This is a genomic window from Xenorhabdus doucetiae, from assembly GCF_000968195.1.
Lineage (GTDB): Bacteria > Pseudomonadota > Gammaproteobacteria > Enterobacterales > Enterobacteriaceae > Xenorhabdus > Xenorhabdus doucetiae.
In genome coordinates this window covers 1,969,216-1,984,439 of record NZ_FO704550.1, presented here as the reverse complement: position 1 = coordinate 1,984,439, position 15,224 = coordinate 1,969,216, and the positions used below count along the sequence as shown (strand labels likewise).

Sequence of the window (15,224 nt, the reverse complement as noted above, 5' to 3'; positions counted from 1 at the left end):
AAATATACCTTGCTATCTAAATAATAAGAAGCCATTAACTAACACGTTTTACTTCGCCTACCAGAAAAATGTAGGAAAGTGCCCCAATCAGTGCGACAACCGAGATATAAACCAATGCAGGTGCGAAGCCGTAACCCTGTGCTAAATAGCCAACAACCAGCGGGACGGTGATCCCGCCTAACCCACCAACGAAATTGAATATTCCACCTGTAAGCCCGATTAAATGCACGGGTGCCAAAGAAGACACAAGTGACCAAGTAATAGAGGCAAAACCATTACCAAAAAATGCCAGTGCCATTAACAGCATAATCAACATAGGTTCATTCGTATAATTTGCGCCCACGATACAGATGGAGATAAGTAAACCACAAATAATCGGTGTCTTGCGCGCCACTCCCAGAGAGTAACCTTGCTTAACCAGTTTATCCGCAACCCAGCCTGATAAGAGCACCCCGGCAAACGCAGCCAGAAAAGGAACCGTGGTCATAAACCCGGCCTTAAGAGCGGTGATCCCTTTTTCCTGCATCAGATAGTTCGGGAACCAAGTTAAGAAAAACCACAATGTTGATGCTACTGAGAATTGACCAAGATAAACTCCCAGTAATTTACGATGACACATTAATTTCCAATCTTTTTTCGTCAGGGATATTCGATCTTTCTTCTCTACCGCTGCATCACCATCCACCAAACCACCCCCATTACGGATGTAATCAAGCTCTGGCTGGTTGATCCCTTTACTTTTAAGTGGAGGCTGATACACCTTAATCCAAATAAATGACCAGATCATTCCGATACCGCCAGTGATAATAAATACCCAGTGCCAGCTTAATATTTCCTCAATCCAAATGAGCGCCGGGGTAAGGAAAGCCAGCCCCACAAACTGACCGGAGGTATAGAAGCCTACCGCTGAGGCTCGCTCTTGTTCAGGAAACCAACTGGTCACAATCCGGTTATTCGCCGGAAATGTCGGTGTTTCAAAAATGCCTGTTATTGCCCGCAAACCAATCAGTGACAATAGTCCGGTTGCAAACCCTTGCAACAGGGTTGCCACTGACCAACCCAAGATGGCGATAAAATAAGTCACTCTGGAACCCATACGGTCAAGAAACCAACCACCGGGAATTTGACAGAGGGTGTATAACCAGGCAAAAGCAGAGAAAATGTATCCCATCTTGGCTTCACTGATAGCAAATTCTTCCTGAATATGGGCGGATGCAACGGCGAGGTTTGCCCTATCGATATAGCAGATAACGACGGTCACGAAGATCATCGCTAAGGTCAAGTAACGACGGCGTGTAGGTTTTGTCCTCATAACAGAAATCTCCAGTGGGTGCCGTGGATTACCACTCGGCGACAGAACCATCTGCATGACGCCACAGCGGATTGCGCCAGTCAGCAACATTTTGGCTGCGGAGAATGACGTGTTCTTCATCAATTTCAACCCCTAATCCCGGTTTTGTCAGAGGAGAAAAGTTGCCACCCGTCATATCGAAGTCATTTTTATTTTTGACAAAATCCAGGAGCTCTGCACCTTGGTTATAATGGATCCCCATACTCTGTTCCTGGAAAATCGCATTGCGGGAAACAAAATCGATATGCAGGCAAGCCGCCAGTGCAATCGGCCCAAGCGGACAGTGCGGTGCCAGCCCGACATCATAGGCTTCGGCCATTGATGCTATCTTGTAGCACTCAGTAATACCCCCGGCGTGGGAGAGATCCGGTTGCAGAATAGACACGCCTCCCGTCTCCAGAACACGCTTAAACTCAAAGCGGGAAAACATCCGTTCTCCCGCTGCAATAGGAATATGCGTTTGAGCAGCAAGGCGAGGATAATATTCTGCTTGTTCTGCCAAAACAGGCTCCTCAATAAAAAGAGGCCGGTATGGCTCAAGTTCATGTATCAGCACCTTAGCCATCGGTGCACTTACGCGCCCATGAAAATCAAGCCCGAATTCAATCTGATGGCCAAACGTTTCCCGGATCTCGGCCACTATACTGACCGCGGTATCCACTTTCCGGGCATTGTCTATAAGACTCAGCTCCTCGCAACCGTTGAGCTTGAAAGTATCAAAACCCATTTTGCGCAAACTTTCTATCCCGGCAATAATAGCTGCCGGACGATCGCCTCCCACCCAACTGTAGGCTTTGATTTTGTCCCGCACCAAGCCCCCCAGTAATTGCCAGACCGGCGCATTTAAAACTTTACCTTTGATATCCCAAAGTGCCTGATCAATGCCGGCAATCGCGCTCATCAGGATCGGCCCGCCGCGATAGAACCCTCCCCGATACATCACCTGCCACAAGTCATTAATTCTGGCTGGGTCCTGACCAATAAGAGCTTCCCCTAACTCATGAACGGCCGTTTCAACGGTGCGGACTTTCCCTTCAATGACAGGTTCCCCCCAGCCAACAATTCCTTCATCGGTTTCAATTTTCAAAAACATCCAACGCGGCGGCAAACGATAGGTCGTGAGTTTCGTGATTTTCATTGCATTGCCTCCCTGTACGCCTTAACAAATGCAGCGGCTTTTTCTCTGGTACGGCTGACAGGTTGCCCCGCGCGATACAAATCACTGCCCAACCCCGCGCCTAAACAACCTGCGGTTAACCAAACCGGCAAATTTTCGGGCGTCACACCGCCCACCGCAAAGACGGGGATATCAGCGGGCAAGACGGCTTTGAGGGCTTTGATATAAGCCGGGCCAAATGCGACGGAGGGAAAGATTTTTAATGATTGCGCCCCTGCATCGAGTGCCGCAAAAGCTTCTGTGGCCGTCGCACAACCCGCACAAACGGTCATACCGTAACCCACAGCCCGGCGGATCACGGCAGGGTGGGTATTGGGCGTTACGATCAGTTTGCATCCCATCAGGGCAAGTTGTTCAACCTGCTTTGGTGTCAGCACCGTGCCGGCTCCAATCAGTGCGCTATCACCATACGTTTTAACCATCGCGGGAATACTGTTTTCCCAATCAGGCGAATTCAGGGGAATTTCGATAGTATCAAATCCCGCTTCAAGCAAGGCCTCAATATGAAGAGTGATCTCTGATGGCGTGATCCCCCGCAAGATAGCAATAAGGGGAAGATTAGTTTGCCAGTGCATGGGCAATACTCCTTATACCTGCAAGAAAGGCAGTATCACCTTCAACTTGCTGAGTCGATAATTGGAGATGATTAAAGGCTGCCTGATAACGCGCTGCCAACGCAGGATTGCCTACGATAGTCATAGGATGAGTAGATGCTTTTGTGTCGCGGGCGACCTGTTTCGTCATGGTGGCAACTTCATGACCAATCAATAATCCAGACAAAAATTCACTGATAAACTCGGCAGGCAAGGCTTTTAAGACATGAGCAGCCCGGACTTCAAAAAGTTGTGGTAACAATGCCGGGTTTTCAATACCACGTAGTAACCCTGCGTTAAAAATATCCGTATTGGTTTGCTGTTCCGGTAACCCAGCCCCGACCAGAGAGTGCTGCAATAAAACATGATGCAGTTCCCCCGTCATAACGGTACGAAAATCCAAAATGTTTGAGCGGTCTGCCGTCACCCATTTGCAATGCGTACCCGGCATCACATACAAAGAGGAGGGAGCAAAGTGGCAGGCACCGAGAAGCTGAGTTTCTTCACCTCTCATGACATTAATATTGTCTTCGCGTTCAATACTCAGGCCGGGGACAATCCACACCTGTTCGGTAACCGGCATCAATTGTTGACCAATCGCTGTAAAAGCCACAGGACACGGCAAATAAGGCGCAATTTTCCAGCCGGCATTACTGCCTATCATGCCCGCCATGATGACCGGCGTGTTAGAGTCACGCCAGCCTGTTGTGATTTCCGTTAACACCGCCAGCGGTGAAATTCCCTTCAATTTGGTAATACCGGCTGCTGATTGACGTTTATCCAGACAGGCATTATTGTCGAAAAGCCAGGCACGCAAATTGGTGGAACCCCAGTCTATAGCGATGTAGCGGAGTGTCATATTTTTCCCCTTACGTGTCGGTTAAGTTTTCAATCATACGCAAGACAGCGTGTTCAGCGGCATCTGCACTTAGCGACGAATGACCTCAAACAAGGCGTTATGTTGTTTGAGGTTTTTTGGGGCCTATGCTTTTTGGGGCCTATATTGTATTGGGCTTGTCCGCAGAGGTTAGTAGGGAAAGGGCTTATTTCACCGTATATTGCTTATTTTCTAGGTTGAATAACGATGTTAAATAACGAAATTGCAATGACTGTATCCTGACTTAATCACTTTGAACCACGATATTGATCACAGAAAATACAATTCAGAATAAAACAATTTCAAAACGAAACCATCTCGGCCGGATTAAGCGTGCTTATCACGCCCAAAGCGCCTTTAATTAATGGGATCGCCATCGGGGAGAGATAGGAACCCAGCGGAATACTTGAGTGCTCAATACGGGTAAGCATAGTAAAGTCGTGATTGCGTCCGGTGAAATCGTCACTGATGGCCTTGCCAATGCGCACCGTCTGCGCCACGCCATGACCGCTCCAGCCATGCACCATATACACAGGAACACTGTCATCGCTTTTGCGGGCATCAGTGGCACCGTTCAGGGTCAAATCGCTGATCCCGCCCCAAGAATATTCCAATTCGGGTTGTTCCAGTTGCGGGAACACGGTTCTGATACGATCCAGCAAATAGTTGTTCACATCGCGCGGTGACCAAGAGTTGCCGGTGCCCTGTCCACCAAACAGCAGACGGTTATCACGCACCGGACGATAATAGTCTATCTGTAACTGTGTATCGTAGACCGGCAGACCTGACGGGATCAGCGCGTTGATATCCACGGGCAACGGCGGAGTGACTGCCACATAAGTGAAAAAAGGTACGGTCGTGGAAGAGCCGGAGATAAATTTCTTGGTCGCGCCATGCACGCCCAGTACCACGGCTTTACTCGCCCTGATCACTCCCTGCTCAGTTTCTATGATCGCACTACCGGCATCCTGCCTGATGCCCTTCACTTGTGTGCCGTCATAGACTCGCCCACCCAGTCTGGCAAAGCCATAAATCAGGCCTCGCAGCAGCGCCAAAGGCTGAACCTGTCCGCCAATGTTATCGATATTAGCACCATGATAGATCCCCGAACGCACATACTCTTCCTGCAATTCGTATGGCCCGATAACCTTCACCGCTGTATCTCCCAGACGGCGCCGCGCATCAGCATTCGCTACCAATGGCCCCATATGACCCGGATGTATCGCTGCGGTAATATGACCATATTTGCGGTCACATTCAAAACCGTAACGCTCCCGGAGTTCATCCACCAGATCCATCGCTTCAACCGAGGCAAAACGCCATAAACGTTTGGCCTCATCGGGTGAAAATTTTTCCAGTATTGTTTCGGCTGCCCAACGAGCAATACCGGGGGTCATCTGCCCGCCATTACGGCCAGAGGCTCCTGAACCAATGTGATCTTTTTCAACCAGAATCACATCCACGCCTGCTTCTGCAAGATGCAGCGCAGTGGAAGCCCCCAGCAAACCACCACCAACGACGACAACCTCACAACGTTGCTCTCTGAGAAAGCTGCCAAAAGCCGGCCAATCAGCCAGGGAGGCCTCATAATAGTTGGCTGGCATGGCGATGGCAGCCATGTCTCTATGCCAGTTCCAGATGCGCGGGTCCAACCCCAACCGACTGGTTCTGTACTGTGCATCCTGCAACATCCTCGGCCGGAGTTGATCAATATTGACAGCCGAAGCATCGACCGCAGTTAAGGTTCGGGCGAGCAACGAGGTGGTGGGAAGTAGAGATGAAAGTACGCCAGCTCCTGCAAGGGTTGCGGCAGTCGTAGAGATAAAATCTCTTCTGTTTATTGCCATTTCAGCACTCCTGTATGGCCGGAAATTACCCGTTAACCTGGTCCGAAGTATTTCCTTGTGAGTAAATCCTGTTTTCTGCACCGTATTTATTGCTGCCCGCCGGCCCTTTCAGGGCGGCGAGGATCAATAAGATAACCGTGCCGACAAACGGAATAAGATGTAACAGTAGCCACCAGGCGCTATAGTTAATATCGTGCAGACGGCGGGCATTTACCGCCAGCGCTGGCAAAAATGTGAGTAGCAGATAGATAGCGCTGAACCACCCCATGTAAACTTCAGGATTGGCAACAGCAAACCGCCTTTCCAGGAAAGAAATGATAAGAACAGCCAGAATCTGAAACAGAACGAAATACCAGAACTCTTTACGTGGGGCTCTCCCACGAAAGCAAGTATAATTCTTTAATGCATTCAAATACCAGTACATTATTATCACCTCCCATTGTTATCCAGCAGTTTCCTCCCTACCGACACGCTTATTTGGAATTAACTCCTGATCCGGGAAGTTTTACCGCCTGCCAGTAAGGAGCTTCCTGCCACTACTTTCCCTCTTTACCGTTCAGATCAAGCAGTACCGATTTCAGAATGTTGAGCGCTTCGTCAAAAACATCATCTTGTATTGTCAGCGGTGGCAGGAAACGGATCACGTTACTATGCACACCGCACGTCAACAGGATCAGGCCACGCTCCAGCGCTTTCTGGCGCACCGCGTTGGTAAAGTCAGCATCGGGTTCCTGACTGCCCGCACGGTGAAACTCCACCGCAATCATCAGCCCAAACCCACGCACATCGGCGATCTGCGGAACACGCGGCCGCAGTTCATGCAGATATTGTGTTAGCCGCTCGCCTAACTGCGTCGCACGCGCCGCCAGCTTCTCTTCTTCGATCACATCCAGCACCGCATGACTCGCCGCTATCGCCACCGGATTCCCGCCATAAGTACCTCCCAGACCCCCCGGCACCACCGCATCCATCAGTTCTGCGCGTCCCGTTACCGCCGCCAGCGGAAATCCTCCCGCCAGACCTTTTGCCATCGTGGTCAGATCGGCCGCAACCTGATGATGCTCCATGGCAAACAGTTTGCCCGTGCGCGCGAAACCGGTCTGGATCTCATCGGCAATCAATACAATGCCGTAACGATCGGCAATGTCGCGCAGGGATTCAAGAAGCTCGGCAGGGGCAGGATAGAAACCACCTTCTCCCTGCACCGGTTCGATGATGATGGCCGCGACGCGCGTGGGTTCAATATCGGTTCTAAAGAGATTTTCCAGCGCGTTCAACGTCTGTTCCACGCTGATACCGTGCAGTTCTACCGGGAATGGGACATGATAAACATCGCTGACCAGCGGGCCGAATCCCATTTTGTACGGCGCGACTTTGCCGGTTAATGACATCCCAAGGAAAGTACGGCCATGAAAAGCGCCGCTGAAAGCCACCACACCACTACGCCCGGTAGCCGCACGCGCGATTTTGACGGCATTTTCGACTGCCTCAGCCCCGGTGGTGACAAAGACGGTTTTTTTCACAAAATGGCCCGGCACCAGACGGTTCAGCCGTTCGGCCAGCGCGACATAATTTTCATAAGGCACGACTTGATGACAGGTATGGGTAAACTGTTCCAACTGCTCCCTGGCTGCGGCAATGACGCGCGGATGACAGTGGCCGGTATTCACCACGGCGATACCGGCGGCAAAATCGATATAACGTTGCCCCTGAGCATCCCAGATTTCCGCATTTTCCGCACGCTCAACATAGACTTGAGTGGTCACCCCAACGCCTTTTGCAATAGCTGCACTGCGCCTTTTCGCTAACATAGATTCAGTCATAAGTAAAAACTCCTGAGCAATCTGAATTAAGTGGGCTTCAACAGCCAAACGCCCTGTGTGATTCAGTGTGTGATGACGGCAGGATCACCAGACGCAGTGAAGGCACTTCGCCATCGGCCAACCGGTTAACGCCTTGGCTTTTCAATAACGAACCTGAACGTACGCCCGGCACGGTCGAAGTTACGACTCGCGCATCATGATTAATAATCAATGCAGGCTTACCGATAGCGCCCAAGGTTGGCAGAAGTAACCGATCCAGTGTCGAAACCAGCATATCCACTGCCGCAACACCAGCAAACTTTTCATCAATAAGTACCGGGTGGGCTATCGTAATCGTGTAAGCGCCGTTGCAGACATAATCCACATAAGGACCGTCAATGACGGGAAGATGGCGGTGGGCGGGCTGCCGGAACCACTCAAACAACCGGAAATCCAGGCGCCTGCGCTGTTCCTGATTGTGTTCTAGCTGCGCATGTTGAATGGTATTCCCTTCCTGTCGCCACCACTCCAGCGTCCAGTAACCGCCCTCCTCCCCAACCGTCTTTGTTACCGCATAGCTGGCAAATCCCGCCCCATTACACCAAGCGTTGTTACGCAGTACATCGTGGATATGTTTTTGTAATGCGCCGCGTTGCTCCTGTGCCAAACGGACGCCTTCTGCGTGATACAAAGGCAGCCCCGATAAAAGACGCGCGGTCTTATCCGCCAGAGTCGCGGTAACCTGCTGCGCAGTAACCAGAATATCGTCCAGAATGCGTTTGGCTCGTTCTGCGTGTCTATCGTTGTACATATGTCTCTCCCTCTCCTGAGATAAATACAACTGCATTACTCGTGATCAGACCCCTGCAAGAATGACGTATCAGTATCCACACGCAATTTGCATTCAAGCAGGTGGTCAGTAATTTGAGTAATCATCTTTTGTGCTAACTGGTAACAGGCTAGGTCATCCCCTGTATACAGAGCAGCCAAGAGGCTACGCCAGATAGCCGCAACCTCGCGGTGAATGGCATCCTCCCGGTATAAAAGCACGATCAAAGGGGTCCATTCGGCCTGAATCTCCAGCTCCTGATTGGCAAGCCTCGCCGACTGAGACTGGGATGCCAGAGTTAATAAACAGCGCATATCTGTCTGTATGCGGGCATCCGGTTGCGTCGCAGCCGCAAAGCTGTCAATCAGTTGCCCAAGTTTACTCAGTTCGCCCGGCGTTGAACGTTGAGCCGCCAGTCTTGCGCTGTGGCCGATCACGGCACAGTGAAACTCGCTGAAATCCGCCAATTCGCCTGAAGCCATCAGCCGCAACGGGTGATATTTCCGCATTGTTTCAACAGAAACCTGGCACACAAAACTTCCGCCATGACGTCCGCGCCGGGTATCGATTAACTGTCTGGCACGCAGCGTATTCAGGGCATCGCGAACAGTGACCGGTGACACTCCTAACAACCGTGACAACGCGTTTTCGTTAGGCAACTGCTCATCCGTCTGTAATATCCCGGAGATAATTGCGTTACTTAAACGTTCCACAACCTGTTCGGTTCGGGTCGCCTGATCAAGTGGTGCATAGATGATGGAATATGCTGTCATTCTCTAATTCCTGGCTGACATAACATAAGATTCAGCCTGTCTGCAAACAACGCTAAAAAATGCCGTGACGATGCAGCGCTTGCGCATCTTCCGGTACTGGAGTAATCGCATCCCAAAGCTCAGCCACTTTGCCGTTCTCAATGCGCCATAGCTCAAAGTAACTGTGACGTGCCCCGGCAATACTCCCCTCGGAATGGCTCAGGACAAACTGCCCGTCAGCGACGGTACGGTGGATTTTGGCATAATGCAGACCCCGCCCTTCCTCCCGGAGTTGCTTAAGAAACGCAATAAGCGCAGCCGTACCATCGGCAATATCGGGGCTGTGTTGGCGAAACGCTTCACCATTGGTGTAGTTGCCAAATTCATCATAGTGCCCTTCAATCAGGGTACGGGTGAAAAAGTTAACTACCCGTTCGCGGTTCTTCTCTCTGTCATGGCTAGGGTTGATTTCAGTCGGGCCATCTAACTGCGTTCGGCCGCTGGCATTAGGCGCGGACTGTGGCACTAAGCCATCCCAATGCTCTACGATTAAGCCATCGGCAACCCGATACAGATCGAAACCGACCAACGGCTGATCGTCTAATCCGATAAAACGGCCGTGGATAGCCACCAAATCACCATCCTGTAGGACACGATGTGTTTCATGGCGCAGTTCAGGATGTGTCTGAACCAACTCACGCAGCCCGGCAAGCCCCTCTTTGACCAACGGGGAATGTTCAATGAAATTCGGTGCGAAATAACGCTCAAGTGCTCCCACATCACGCTCAGTAAACAGTTCGTCGTGCGCGCGCGACACCAGATCACTTAAGGATCTATTTTGATTCATTATGGATATCCTGTTTTAGTCGTTGGAACTCATCACATGTTTGATGCGGGTATATTCTTCAAAACCATAAGCCGACAGATCCTTACCGTATCCAGAGTCCTTAAAGCCGCCATGCGGTGCCTCTGCCGTCAGAGGAATGTGGGTGTTAATCCAGACCGTGCCAAAATCAAGCTCACGCGACAAACGCAACGCGCGGCCGTGGTCGCGGGTCCAGACACTGGAGGCCAACCCGTATTTCACATCGTTCGCTTTTTCGATAGCTTCCTGTTCGGTTTGGAACTCCTGCACAGTGATCACCGGGCCAAAAACCTCAGTCTGAATCATTTCATCGTGCTGTTCCAAACCGGTAATTACCGTTGGCTCAAAGTAATATCCCGCACGATCGGCCTGACGGCCGCCGGTTTCGATACGGGCATGGGCGGGCAGACGCGCAATAAACCCTTTGACCTGCTCCAACTGGCGAATATTATTCAACGGCCCATACAGCGCCTCTTTATCATCCGGATCACCAAAACGGGTAGCCTTAGCGGCCGCCACCAGTTTAGTGACGAAATTATCGTAAACGGATTCATGCACCAGCACGCGCGAAGCTGCCGTACAGTCCTGACCGGCGTTGAAGTACCCTGCGGTAGCAATGACCTCCACAGCTTTATCGATATCCGCATCGGCAAAAACCACCACCGGTGCTTTACCCCCCAACTCCAAATGCGCTCTGGTGAGATTCGCCGCCGCCGAAGAGGCCACCTGCAAGCCGGCACGCACGGAACCCGTGATAGAAACCATCGCCGGCGTTTTGTGTGAAACAACCAAAGCGCCCGCGCTGGCATTACCCAGTACCACGTTGAAAGCCCCGGCGGGGAAGAATGGCGCGGCCAGTTCAGCCAGCAACAGGGTACTCTCCGGCGTGGTATCGCTCGGTTTAAGCACCACGGTATTACCGGCTGCCAGCGCAGGGGCTATCTTCCATACCGCCATCATCAGCGGATAGTTCCACGGGGTAACTTGCCCCACTACGCCCAATGGTTCACGCCGAATACTGGTGGTCATCTCAGGAAGATATTCAGCCGTGGCCTTGCCTTCCAGAAAACGAGCGGCTCCGGCGAAAAAGCGGATATGATCCACCGACGTCGCAACCTCTTCGGAAGCAATCAAATGCTTGAGCTGCCCGGTATTGCGGCTTTGCGCCTCAATCAGACGATCCGCATTTTTTTCCACCGCATCAGCCAGCGCCAGCAACGCCTGCTGACGTGCCGAAGGGGTGCTTCGTCCCCATATTTTAGATGCGGCTTTAGCCGCTGCATAAGCCGCATCAACCTCCGCCACGGCTGCGTTCGGAGAACGCGCATAAAATTGACCCGTGACCGGGCTGACCAGATCAAAATATTCGGAACCTTTAGACTCAATATACTGACCCTGAATGAAATGCCTGAGCGTGGGTATCGGCATGGTGACCTCCTGATGGATTAAACGTATAAAACATAACCTATGATTTAATATATTTAATGGTTATATTATTGTCAAATTTGTAGCAAAAATGTAAAAACACATGAAAACACAGATACATACATGTAACTTTCAGCGTTTCCATCAGGAAAAAAGTTTGAATCTGTGAGTAGGATCGAGGATTTTATATGTTCGTATTATTGCACTGTTGCAAATGGATTATTGGTGATGAATTTTTCGGTTGGATACCGTTAGCGATTAATTTCAGCGTCATAATGCGCTAAATCGCCGCACTAACTATTATACGGTTTGATTAATGAGGCTGTTTTATCAGTAATACTCGTTGAGAAAACAACCTGTGACCTTTGTGTTTTTTCTGGGGTTACTTAGCCTGCAACTATGGTTCGTTTTCCCAATAATCAACATCCTTGCTCAGAAAATTTATAACACTAAATTTATCAACCCCATTTATATTCGATTTGGCTAAGTATTTGTTTGAATCAGGATATTCACATATTTCAGGACTTTCCATCGTACTTATAGAAAGATAACGTAATAATCCATCGGACGTATTGATAATTTGGTGTGGGTATTGCTCTCCCGCAGGTATGCAAATAACATCCCCTTCTTTGATAGGGATCATGTTATCAGCGATACGGAGTGTTCCAGATCCACTGATAATAATGAACATCTCCTCCTGTGAATGATGGAAATGATACGGTACTGCGCGTTTTCCAGCGGGGACACAATCAACAGAAGCACCAAGCTTACAAGCCAGAGTACCCTCTGTCAGAGATCCCCCACGAGATGCATAAAGTGGAGAACGTTCAAAATTATCCAATTCAATTTCATTTATATTTTTGATTGTAAAATCATACTTTGGCTTCTCGTCTATCATTGTTATTTCTCTAGTTGCTTAGCATAGATTGGTTTACATTCATAAAGTTATATATACATGTGGCAACAGCGTTTTAAGCTCCTTATAGGAAGGTCTGTGATTGCAATCCTAAATACATAATATTAGCTTATCCATAACCACCTGAGATAATTCCCAGCTCACGCCATCTGTCACCACCCTTACCCCTTATGCATCTGCACCTTATTATGGCTTACCACACGTTGCTGCCGGGCAGCATCGGTTTGTTCCCTGACTTTCATTTTGCCGCTGCCGGGAGGTAATGCTTTATCAATCGTCAGTTCCGCACCGGATTTTGCCAAATTTTCCTGCAACTGATGGTGTTGATGGCACCAGATAGCATCAATATCTTTATCACGGCGGGTATCTCTTTCTTCTGAAAATGCCACAGTTCTGGCCTGAAAACGCGCACTTTCTTCACCACCGGTACCCAGCTCTAAACCATAATCCGGCGTTGATGGATGAGAAACGACCACCTGCCCGTCAGTCAGCCACGCATTAACCGCATTTTCGTTCACCTGATAACCTAACTCACGTAAACCTTCCAACACAACATTGCGGCGTTCAGCCGCGATAATACGTCGTTCTATCCGGAAAATCGCCTCATTAACCCGTTCCAGATGGTCTGTTACCTCGGAAAGCGAGCTTTGCTGCGCCGCGCTGTCAGCTTCACGAGCGAGGGTAATTGCCTCTTTATCATCCAAACTCTCCAACTCCGCGATTGCTACCGCCAACTGAGTACGAAGATCCTGCAAACGCTGTTCCTGATGAATTTGCGCTGACAGCGCAAAAATCAGCGAATCGGCTCTAAGCTGCCTTTGTATCTCATCTTTTAGCGATAAAACCGTTTGATATTGTGCCTGAAATGGCGAGAGATCGCGCTGGTTATCAAGAATTCCCAGTTTGATGATCATGGCTTCTATCTGCCCGAACTGAACGGCCGTTTTCGGATCAGGCGTTGTGGGTACCTGCCAGTCTCGTTGCAGATCCGCACTTTGTTCAGCCAGCAATGAAGATAATAATGCCGATTGCTCTTCTGTCAGGTGGGATGGCGTTTTAGCCGCCAATGCTAATGCCGCATTCAACGGATGATTGTCTGCTAACTTGCCTTCAAGAAGCCCGCTTAAGAATGTCAGATTTTTGCTGCGATGATGGCGTTTTCGTGCTTCTTCAGTCTGTTTTTCCAGTAATTCAGCCTGTAACAGGGCTGTCTCTGCTTGAATATCCTGCGTAAATTTCTCAATATGGCGTTGCAGAGTTTCTATTTTGCCGGATGAGATTTTATTACCGGGTAACATAGAAACAGCCTCCTGTTCCAGACGCGTGTTTAATGCCTGAAATTGCTGTGAGAACAACTGATTTCTGGCCTCATCCGTATTGGCAAGCTGCTGACTGATATGCTGCCAGCGCTGATAAAGCGGCTTTAATCTGGCATGTGCACGTCGGCATGTCATCAAGTATTGTTCTCTGATCCTGACCGTATGTAGGGATGAACTCATAATAATTCCTATCGATTATGGGTTAAGAAGGCTTGTGTAATCGCTGAAACCAACTTCTGTTGTGCAATATCCGGCTGATGAAACCATTCCGTAACAGAAACCCGATGACGAGCCGGAACCACCTGTTTTATACCAATCTAACTTGAAGATGCAGGTTTTAAAATCTGAAAGTTGTCAGTCAGTCTAGTCGTGAGTTCTTTCGCTTTTTCTGGCAAAGTGACATGAAAAAAGTGACGAAGGGTTTCACGGAATGTCTTCGCATCCGGAAAATAAACATTGTTACGTACTTGCTCATTCATATACTTCCACAATCGCTCTATTGGATTGAGGTTTGGGCTGTAAGGCGGTAGGTAATGCAGTTCAATATTAAGGACATATGCCACCTCTTTCACCAATTCTGCCCGGTGGTAACCCGCCCCATCCAGAATAATATGAATTTTTTGCGAAAGTGGGTAAGTTTCTCTAATAGCGCCGAAAAAATACGCGATATTTTCGGCATTGATACTCGGGTATTCACGGATCACGGTGTCTTCAATTCGTTGTAAATTGAGGGCGCCCAGAAGATTGAGACGGGTACGACTGCCGGTGGTTTCGACCACTTTTACCTGATTTTTCCCCGCTTTCATCCAACCATAGCTGAGCTTTGTGGACTGCGAAGGATGCACCGCATCAATAAATAGGATAGGTTCATTCTGACCTGCCCGGTCTTTCAGAGACTGGTAGTCATCAATAAATTGTTGCTGCTTATCCGCATCGAATTTATGAGGAACGCCCTTTGGCTTTTTGTAGCTGAAACCTTGTCGGTGAAGCCATTTCGTCATGCCTCCCACGCTGAAAGACACCTGCCAACGAGCTCGTACATAATCCACAATTTGAGCGGTCGTATGCAGCAAATTTGCCGTCAAATAATCAACCAGATCGGCGGTTTGTTTGGCAGAGAGATGGCTTTCAGAACCGCCATTTTCGGGGGTGAGTTTTTCCTGCGCGATGAAATCTTTTAGGTGACGGCTTACCGTAGTTTCATGAATACGTAAGGCCTGAGCAATCATCTGAGCTGTCCAGCCCTCTGACGCCAAAAGCACGGCCTTGATGCGATCACAGACTCGACTATCACGAGTGGTATCATGCATCAATTCGAGGGCACGTTTTTGTTCTGGTGTCAGATGAATTTTCATGATTGCAAGCATGATCGGGTTTGGATAAGAAATCAAGCATCTTCAATGGCGATTGGTATAACACGGATGAGCGCCATATTTCCCGCGCCCTTGCCTGCTGTAACAACGGATGGTGC

At 49.6% G+C, this 15,224-nt stretch carries 14 protein-coding genes; all 14 read right to left on the bottom strand.

Translation table 11 applies throughout. The annotated features are described in order from the left end of the window. Positions 1-34: 34 nt before the first annotated feature. The 14 genes from XDD1_RS08945 to XDD1_RS08880 all read right to left on the bottom strand — a co-directional run bounded on the left by XDD1_RS08945 (position 35) and on the right by XDD1_RS08880 (position 15,108). A complete protein-coding gene (locus XDD1_RS08945; RefSeq protein ID WP_167541647.1) occupies positions 35-1,369 on the bottom strand; it encodes an MFS transporter in 1,335 nt (444 codons plus the stop codon). Then, positions 1,341-2,489, bottom strand: a complete 1,149-nt coding sequence (gene dgoD / locus XDD1_RS08940) for a galactonate dehydratase (protein ID WP_045970481.1) — start codon at positions 2,487-2,489, stop codon at positions 1,341-1,343. Before dgoD ends, XDD1_RS08945 begins: the two co-directional genes overlap by 29 nt. Next, positions 2,486-3,103 carry a 2-dehydro-3-deoxy-6-phosphogalactonate aldolase gene (locus XDD1_RS08935; protein WP_045970478.1) on the bottom strand — a complete coding sequence of 206 codons (618 nt, stop codon included), beginning with the start codon at positions 3,101-3,103 and terminating at the stop codon, positions 2,486-2,488. The genes dgoD and XDD1_RS08935 overlap by 4 nt, the downstream gene beginning before the upstream one ends. Beyond that, positions 3,087-3,980 carry a 2-dehydro-3-deoxygalactonokinase gene (locus XDD1_RS08930; protein ID WP_045970476.1) on the bottom strand — a complete coding sequence of 298 codons (894 nt, stop codon included), beginning with the start codon at positions 3,978-3,980 and terminating at the stop codon, positions 3,087-3,089. The genes XDD1_RS08935 and XDD1_RS08930 overlap by 17 nt, the downstream gene beginning before the upstream one ends. Positions 3,981-4,300: 320 nt before the next feature. Continuing rightward, the gene (locus XDD1_RS08925; protein ID WP_045970474.1) at positions 4,301-5,845 is read right to left on the bottom strand and encodes an NAD(P)/FAD-dependent oxidoreductase; all 1,545 of its coding nucleotides are present in this window, start codon (positions 5,843-5,845) and stop codon (positions 4,301-4,303) included. Between the two features lie 25 nt (positions 5,846-5,870). Further along, a complete protein-coding gene (locus XDD1_RS08920) occupies positions 5,871-6,269 on the bottom strand; it encodes a DUF805 domain-containing protein (RefSeq protein ID WP_045970472.1) in 399 nt (132 codons plus the stop codon). A gap of 112 nt (positions 6,270-6,381) precedes the next feature. Continuing rightward, on the bottom strand, positions 6,382-7,668 hold the full coding sequence (locus XDD1_RS08915) for a 4-aminobutyrate--2-oxoglutarate transaminase (RefSeq protein WP_045970470.1): 1,287 nt from the start codon (positions 7,666-7,668) through the stop codon (positions 6,382-6,384). 37 nt (positions 7,669-7,705) lie between these two features. After that, a complete protein-coding gene (locus XDD1_RS08910; protein WP_045970468.1) occupies positions 7,706-8,458 on the bottom strand; it encodes a cache domain-containing protein in 753 nt (250 codons plus the stop codon). A 35-nt stretch (positions 8,459-8,493) separates the two neighbouring features. Further along, positions 8,494-9,249, bottom strand: a complete 756-nt coding sequence (locus XDD1_RS08905; RefSeq protein ID WP_045970466.1) for a FadR/GntR family transcriptional regulator — start codon at positions 9,247-9,249, stop codon at positions 8,494-8,496. Positions 9,250-9,301: 52 nt separating this feature from the next. Continuing rightward, positions 9,302-10,075 (bottom strand): nuclear transport factor 2 family protein, encoded by a 774-nt coding sequence (locus XDD1_RS08900; RefSeq protein WP_045970464.1) that lies wholly within the window; start codon positions 10,073-10,075, stop codon positions 9,302-9,304. A 15-nt stretch (positions 10,076-10,090) separates the two neighbouring features. Beyond that, on the bottom strand, positions 10,091-11,521 hold the full coding sequence (locus tag XDD1_RS08895) for a gamma-aminobutyraldehyde dehydrogenase (RefSeq protein WP_045970462.1): 1,431 nt from the start codon (positions 11,519-11,521) through the stop codon (positions 10,091-10,093). A gap of 394 nt (positions 11,522-11,915) precedes the next feature. Beyond that, positions 11,916-12,416 carry a cupin domain-containing protein gene (locus XDD1_RS08890; RefSeq protein WP_045970459.1) on the bottom strand — a complete coding sequence of 167 codons (501 nt, stop codon included), beginning with the start codon at positions 12,414-12,416 and terminating at the stop codon, positions 11,916-11,918. Between the two features lie 179 nt (positions 12,417-12,595). Then, positions 12,596-13,933 carry a hypothetical protein gene (locus tag XDD1_RS08885; protein ID WP_045970458.1) on the bottom strand — a complete coding sequence of 446 codons (1,338 nt, stop codon included), beginning with the start codon at positions 13,931-13,933 and terminating at the stop codon, positions 12,596-12,598. Positions 13,934-14,070: 137 nt separating this feature from the next. Continuing rightward, complete coding sequence (locus XDD1_RS08880) at positions 14,071-15,108, bottom strand: IS630 family transposase (RefSeq protein WP_045968390.1); 1,038 nt, start codon at positions 15,106-15,108, stop codon at positions 14,071-14,073. Between the last annotated feature and the right edge of the window lie 116 nt (positions 15,109-15,224).

Bases quoted from the DNA above. Each gene is read 5' to 3' on its own strand.
- XDD1_RS08890 (WP_045970459.1), bottom strand. From the start codon at position 12,416: ATGATAGACGAGAAGCCAAAGTATGATTTTACAATCAAAAATATAAAT.
- XDD1_RS08905 (WP_045970466.1), bottom strand. From the start codon at position 9,249: ATGACAGCATATTCCATCATCTATGCACCACTTGATCAGGCGACCCGA.
- XDD1_RS08900 (WP_045970464.1), bottom strand. From the start codon at position 10,075: ATGAATCAAAATAGATCCTTAAGTGATCTGGTGTCGCGCGCGCACGAC.
- XDD1_RS08895 (WP_045970462.1), bottom strand. From the start codon at position 11,521: ATGCCGATACCCACGCTCAGGCATTTCATTCAGGGTCAGTATATTGAG.
- XDD1_RS08910 (WP_045970468.1), bottom strand. From the start codon at position 8,458: ATGTACAACGATAGACACGCAGAACGAGCCAAACGCATTCTGGACGAT.
- XDD1_RS08920 (WP_045970472.1), bottom strand. From the start codon at position 6,269: ATGTACTGGTATTTGAATGCATTAAAGAATTATACTTGCTTTCGTGGG.
- XDD1_RS08935 (WP_045970478.1), bottom strand. From the start codon at position 3,103: ATGCACTGGCAAACTAATCTTCCCCTTATTGCTATCTTGCGGGGGATC.
- XDD1_RS08945 (WP_167541647.1), bottom strand. From the start codon at position 1,369: ATGCAGATGGTTCTGTCGCCGAGTGGTAATCCACGGCACCCACTGGAG.
- XDD1_RS08880 (WP_045968390.1), bottom strand. From the start codon at position 15,108: ATGAAAATTCATCTGACACCAGAACAAAAACGTGCCCTCGAATTGATG.
- XDD1_RS08930 (WP_045970476.1), bottom strand. From the start codon at position 3,980: ATGACACTCCGCTACATCGCTATAGACTGGGGTTCCACCAATTTGCGT.
- XDD1_RS08915 (WP_045970470.1), bottom strand. From the start codon at position 7,668: ATGACTGAATCTATGTTAGCGAAAAGGCGCAGTGCAGCTATTGCAAAA.
- XDD1_RS08885 (WP_045970458.1), bottom strand. From the start codon at position 13,933: ATGAGTTCATCCCTACATACGGTCAGGATCAGAGAACAATACTTGATG.
- dgoD (WP_045970481.1), bottom strand. From the start codon at position 2,489: ATGAAAATCACGAAACTCACGACCTATCGTTTGCCGCCGCGTTGGATG.
- XDD1_RS08925 (WP_045970474.1), bottom strand. From the start codon at position 5,845: ATGGCAATAAACAGAAGAGATTTTATCTCTACGACTGCCGCAACCCTT.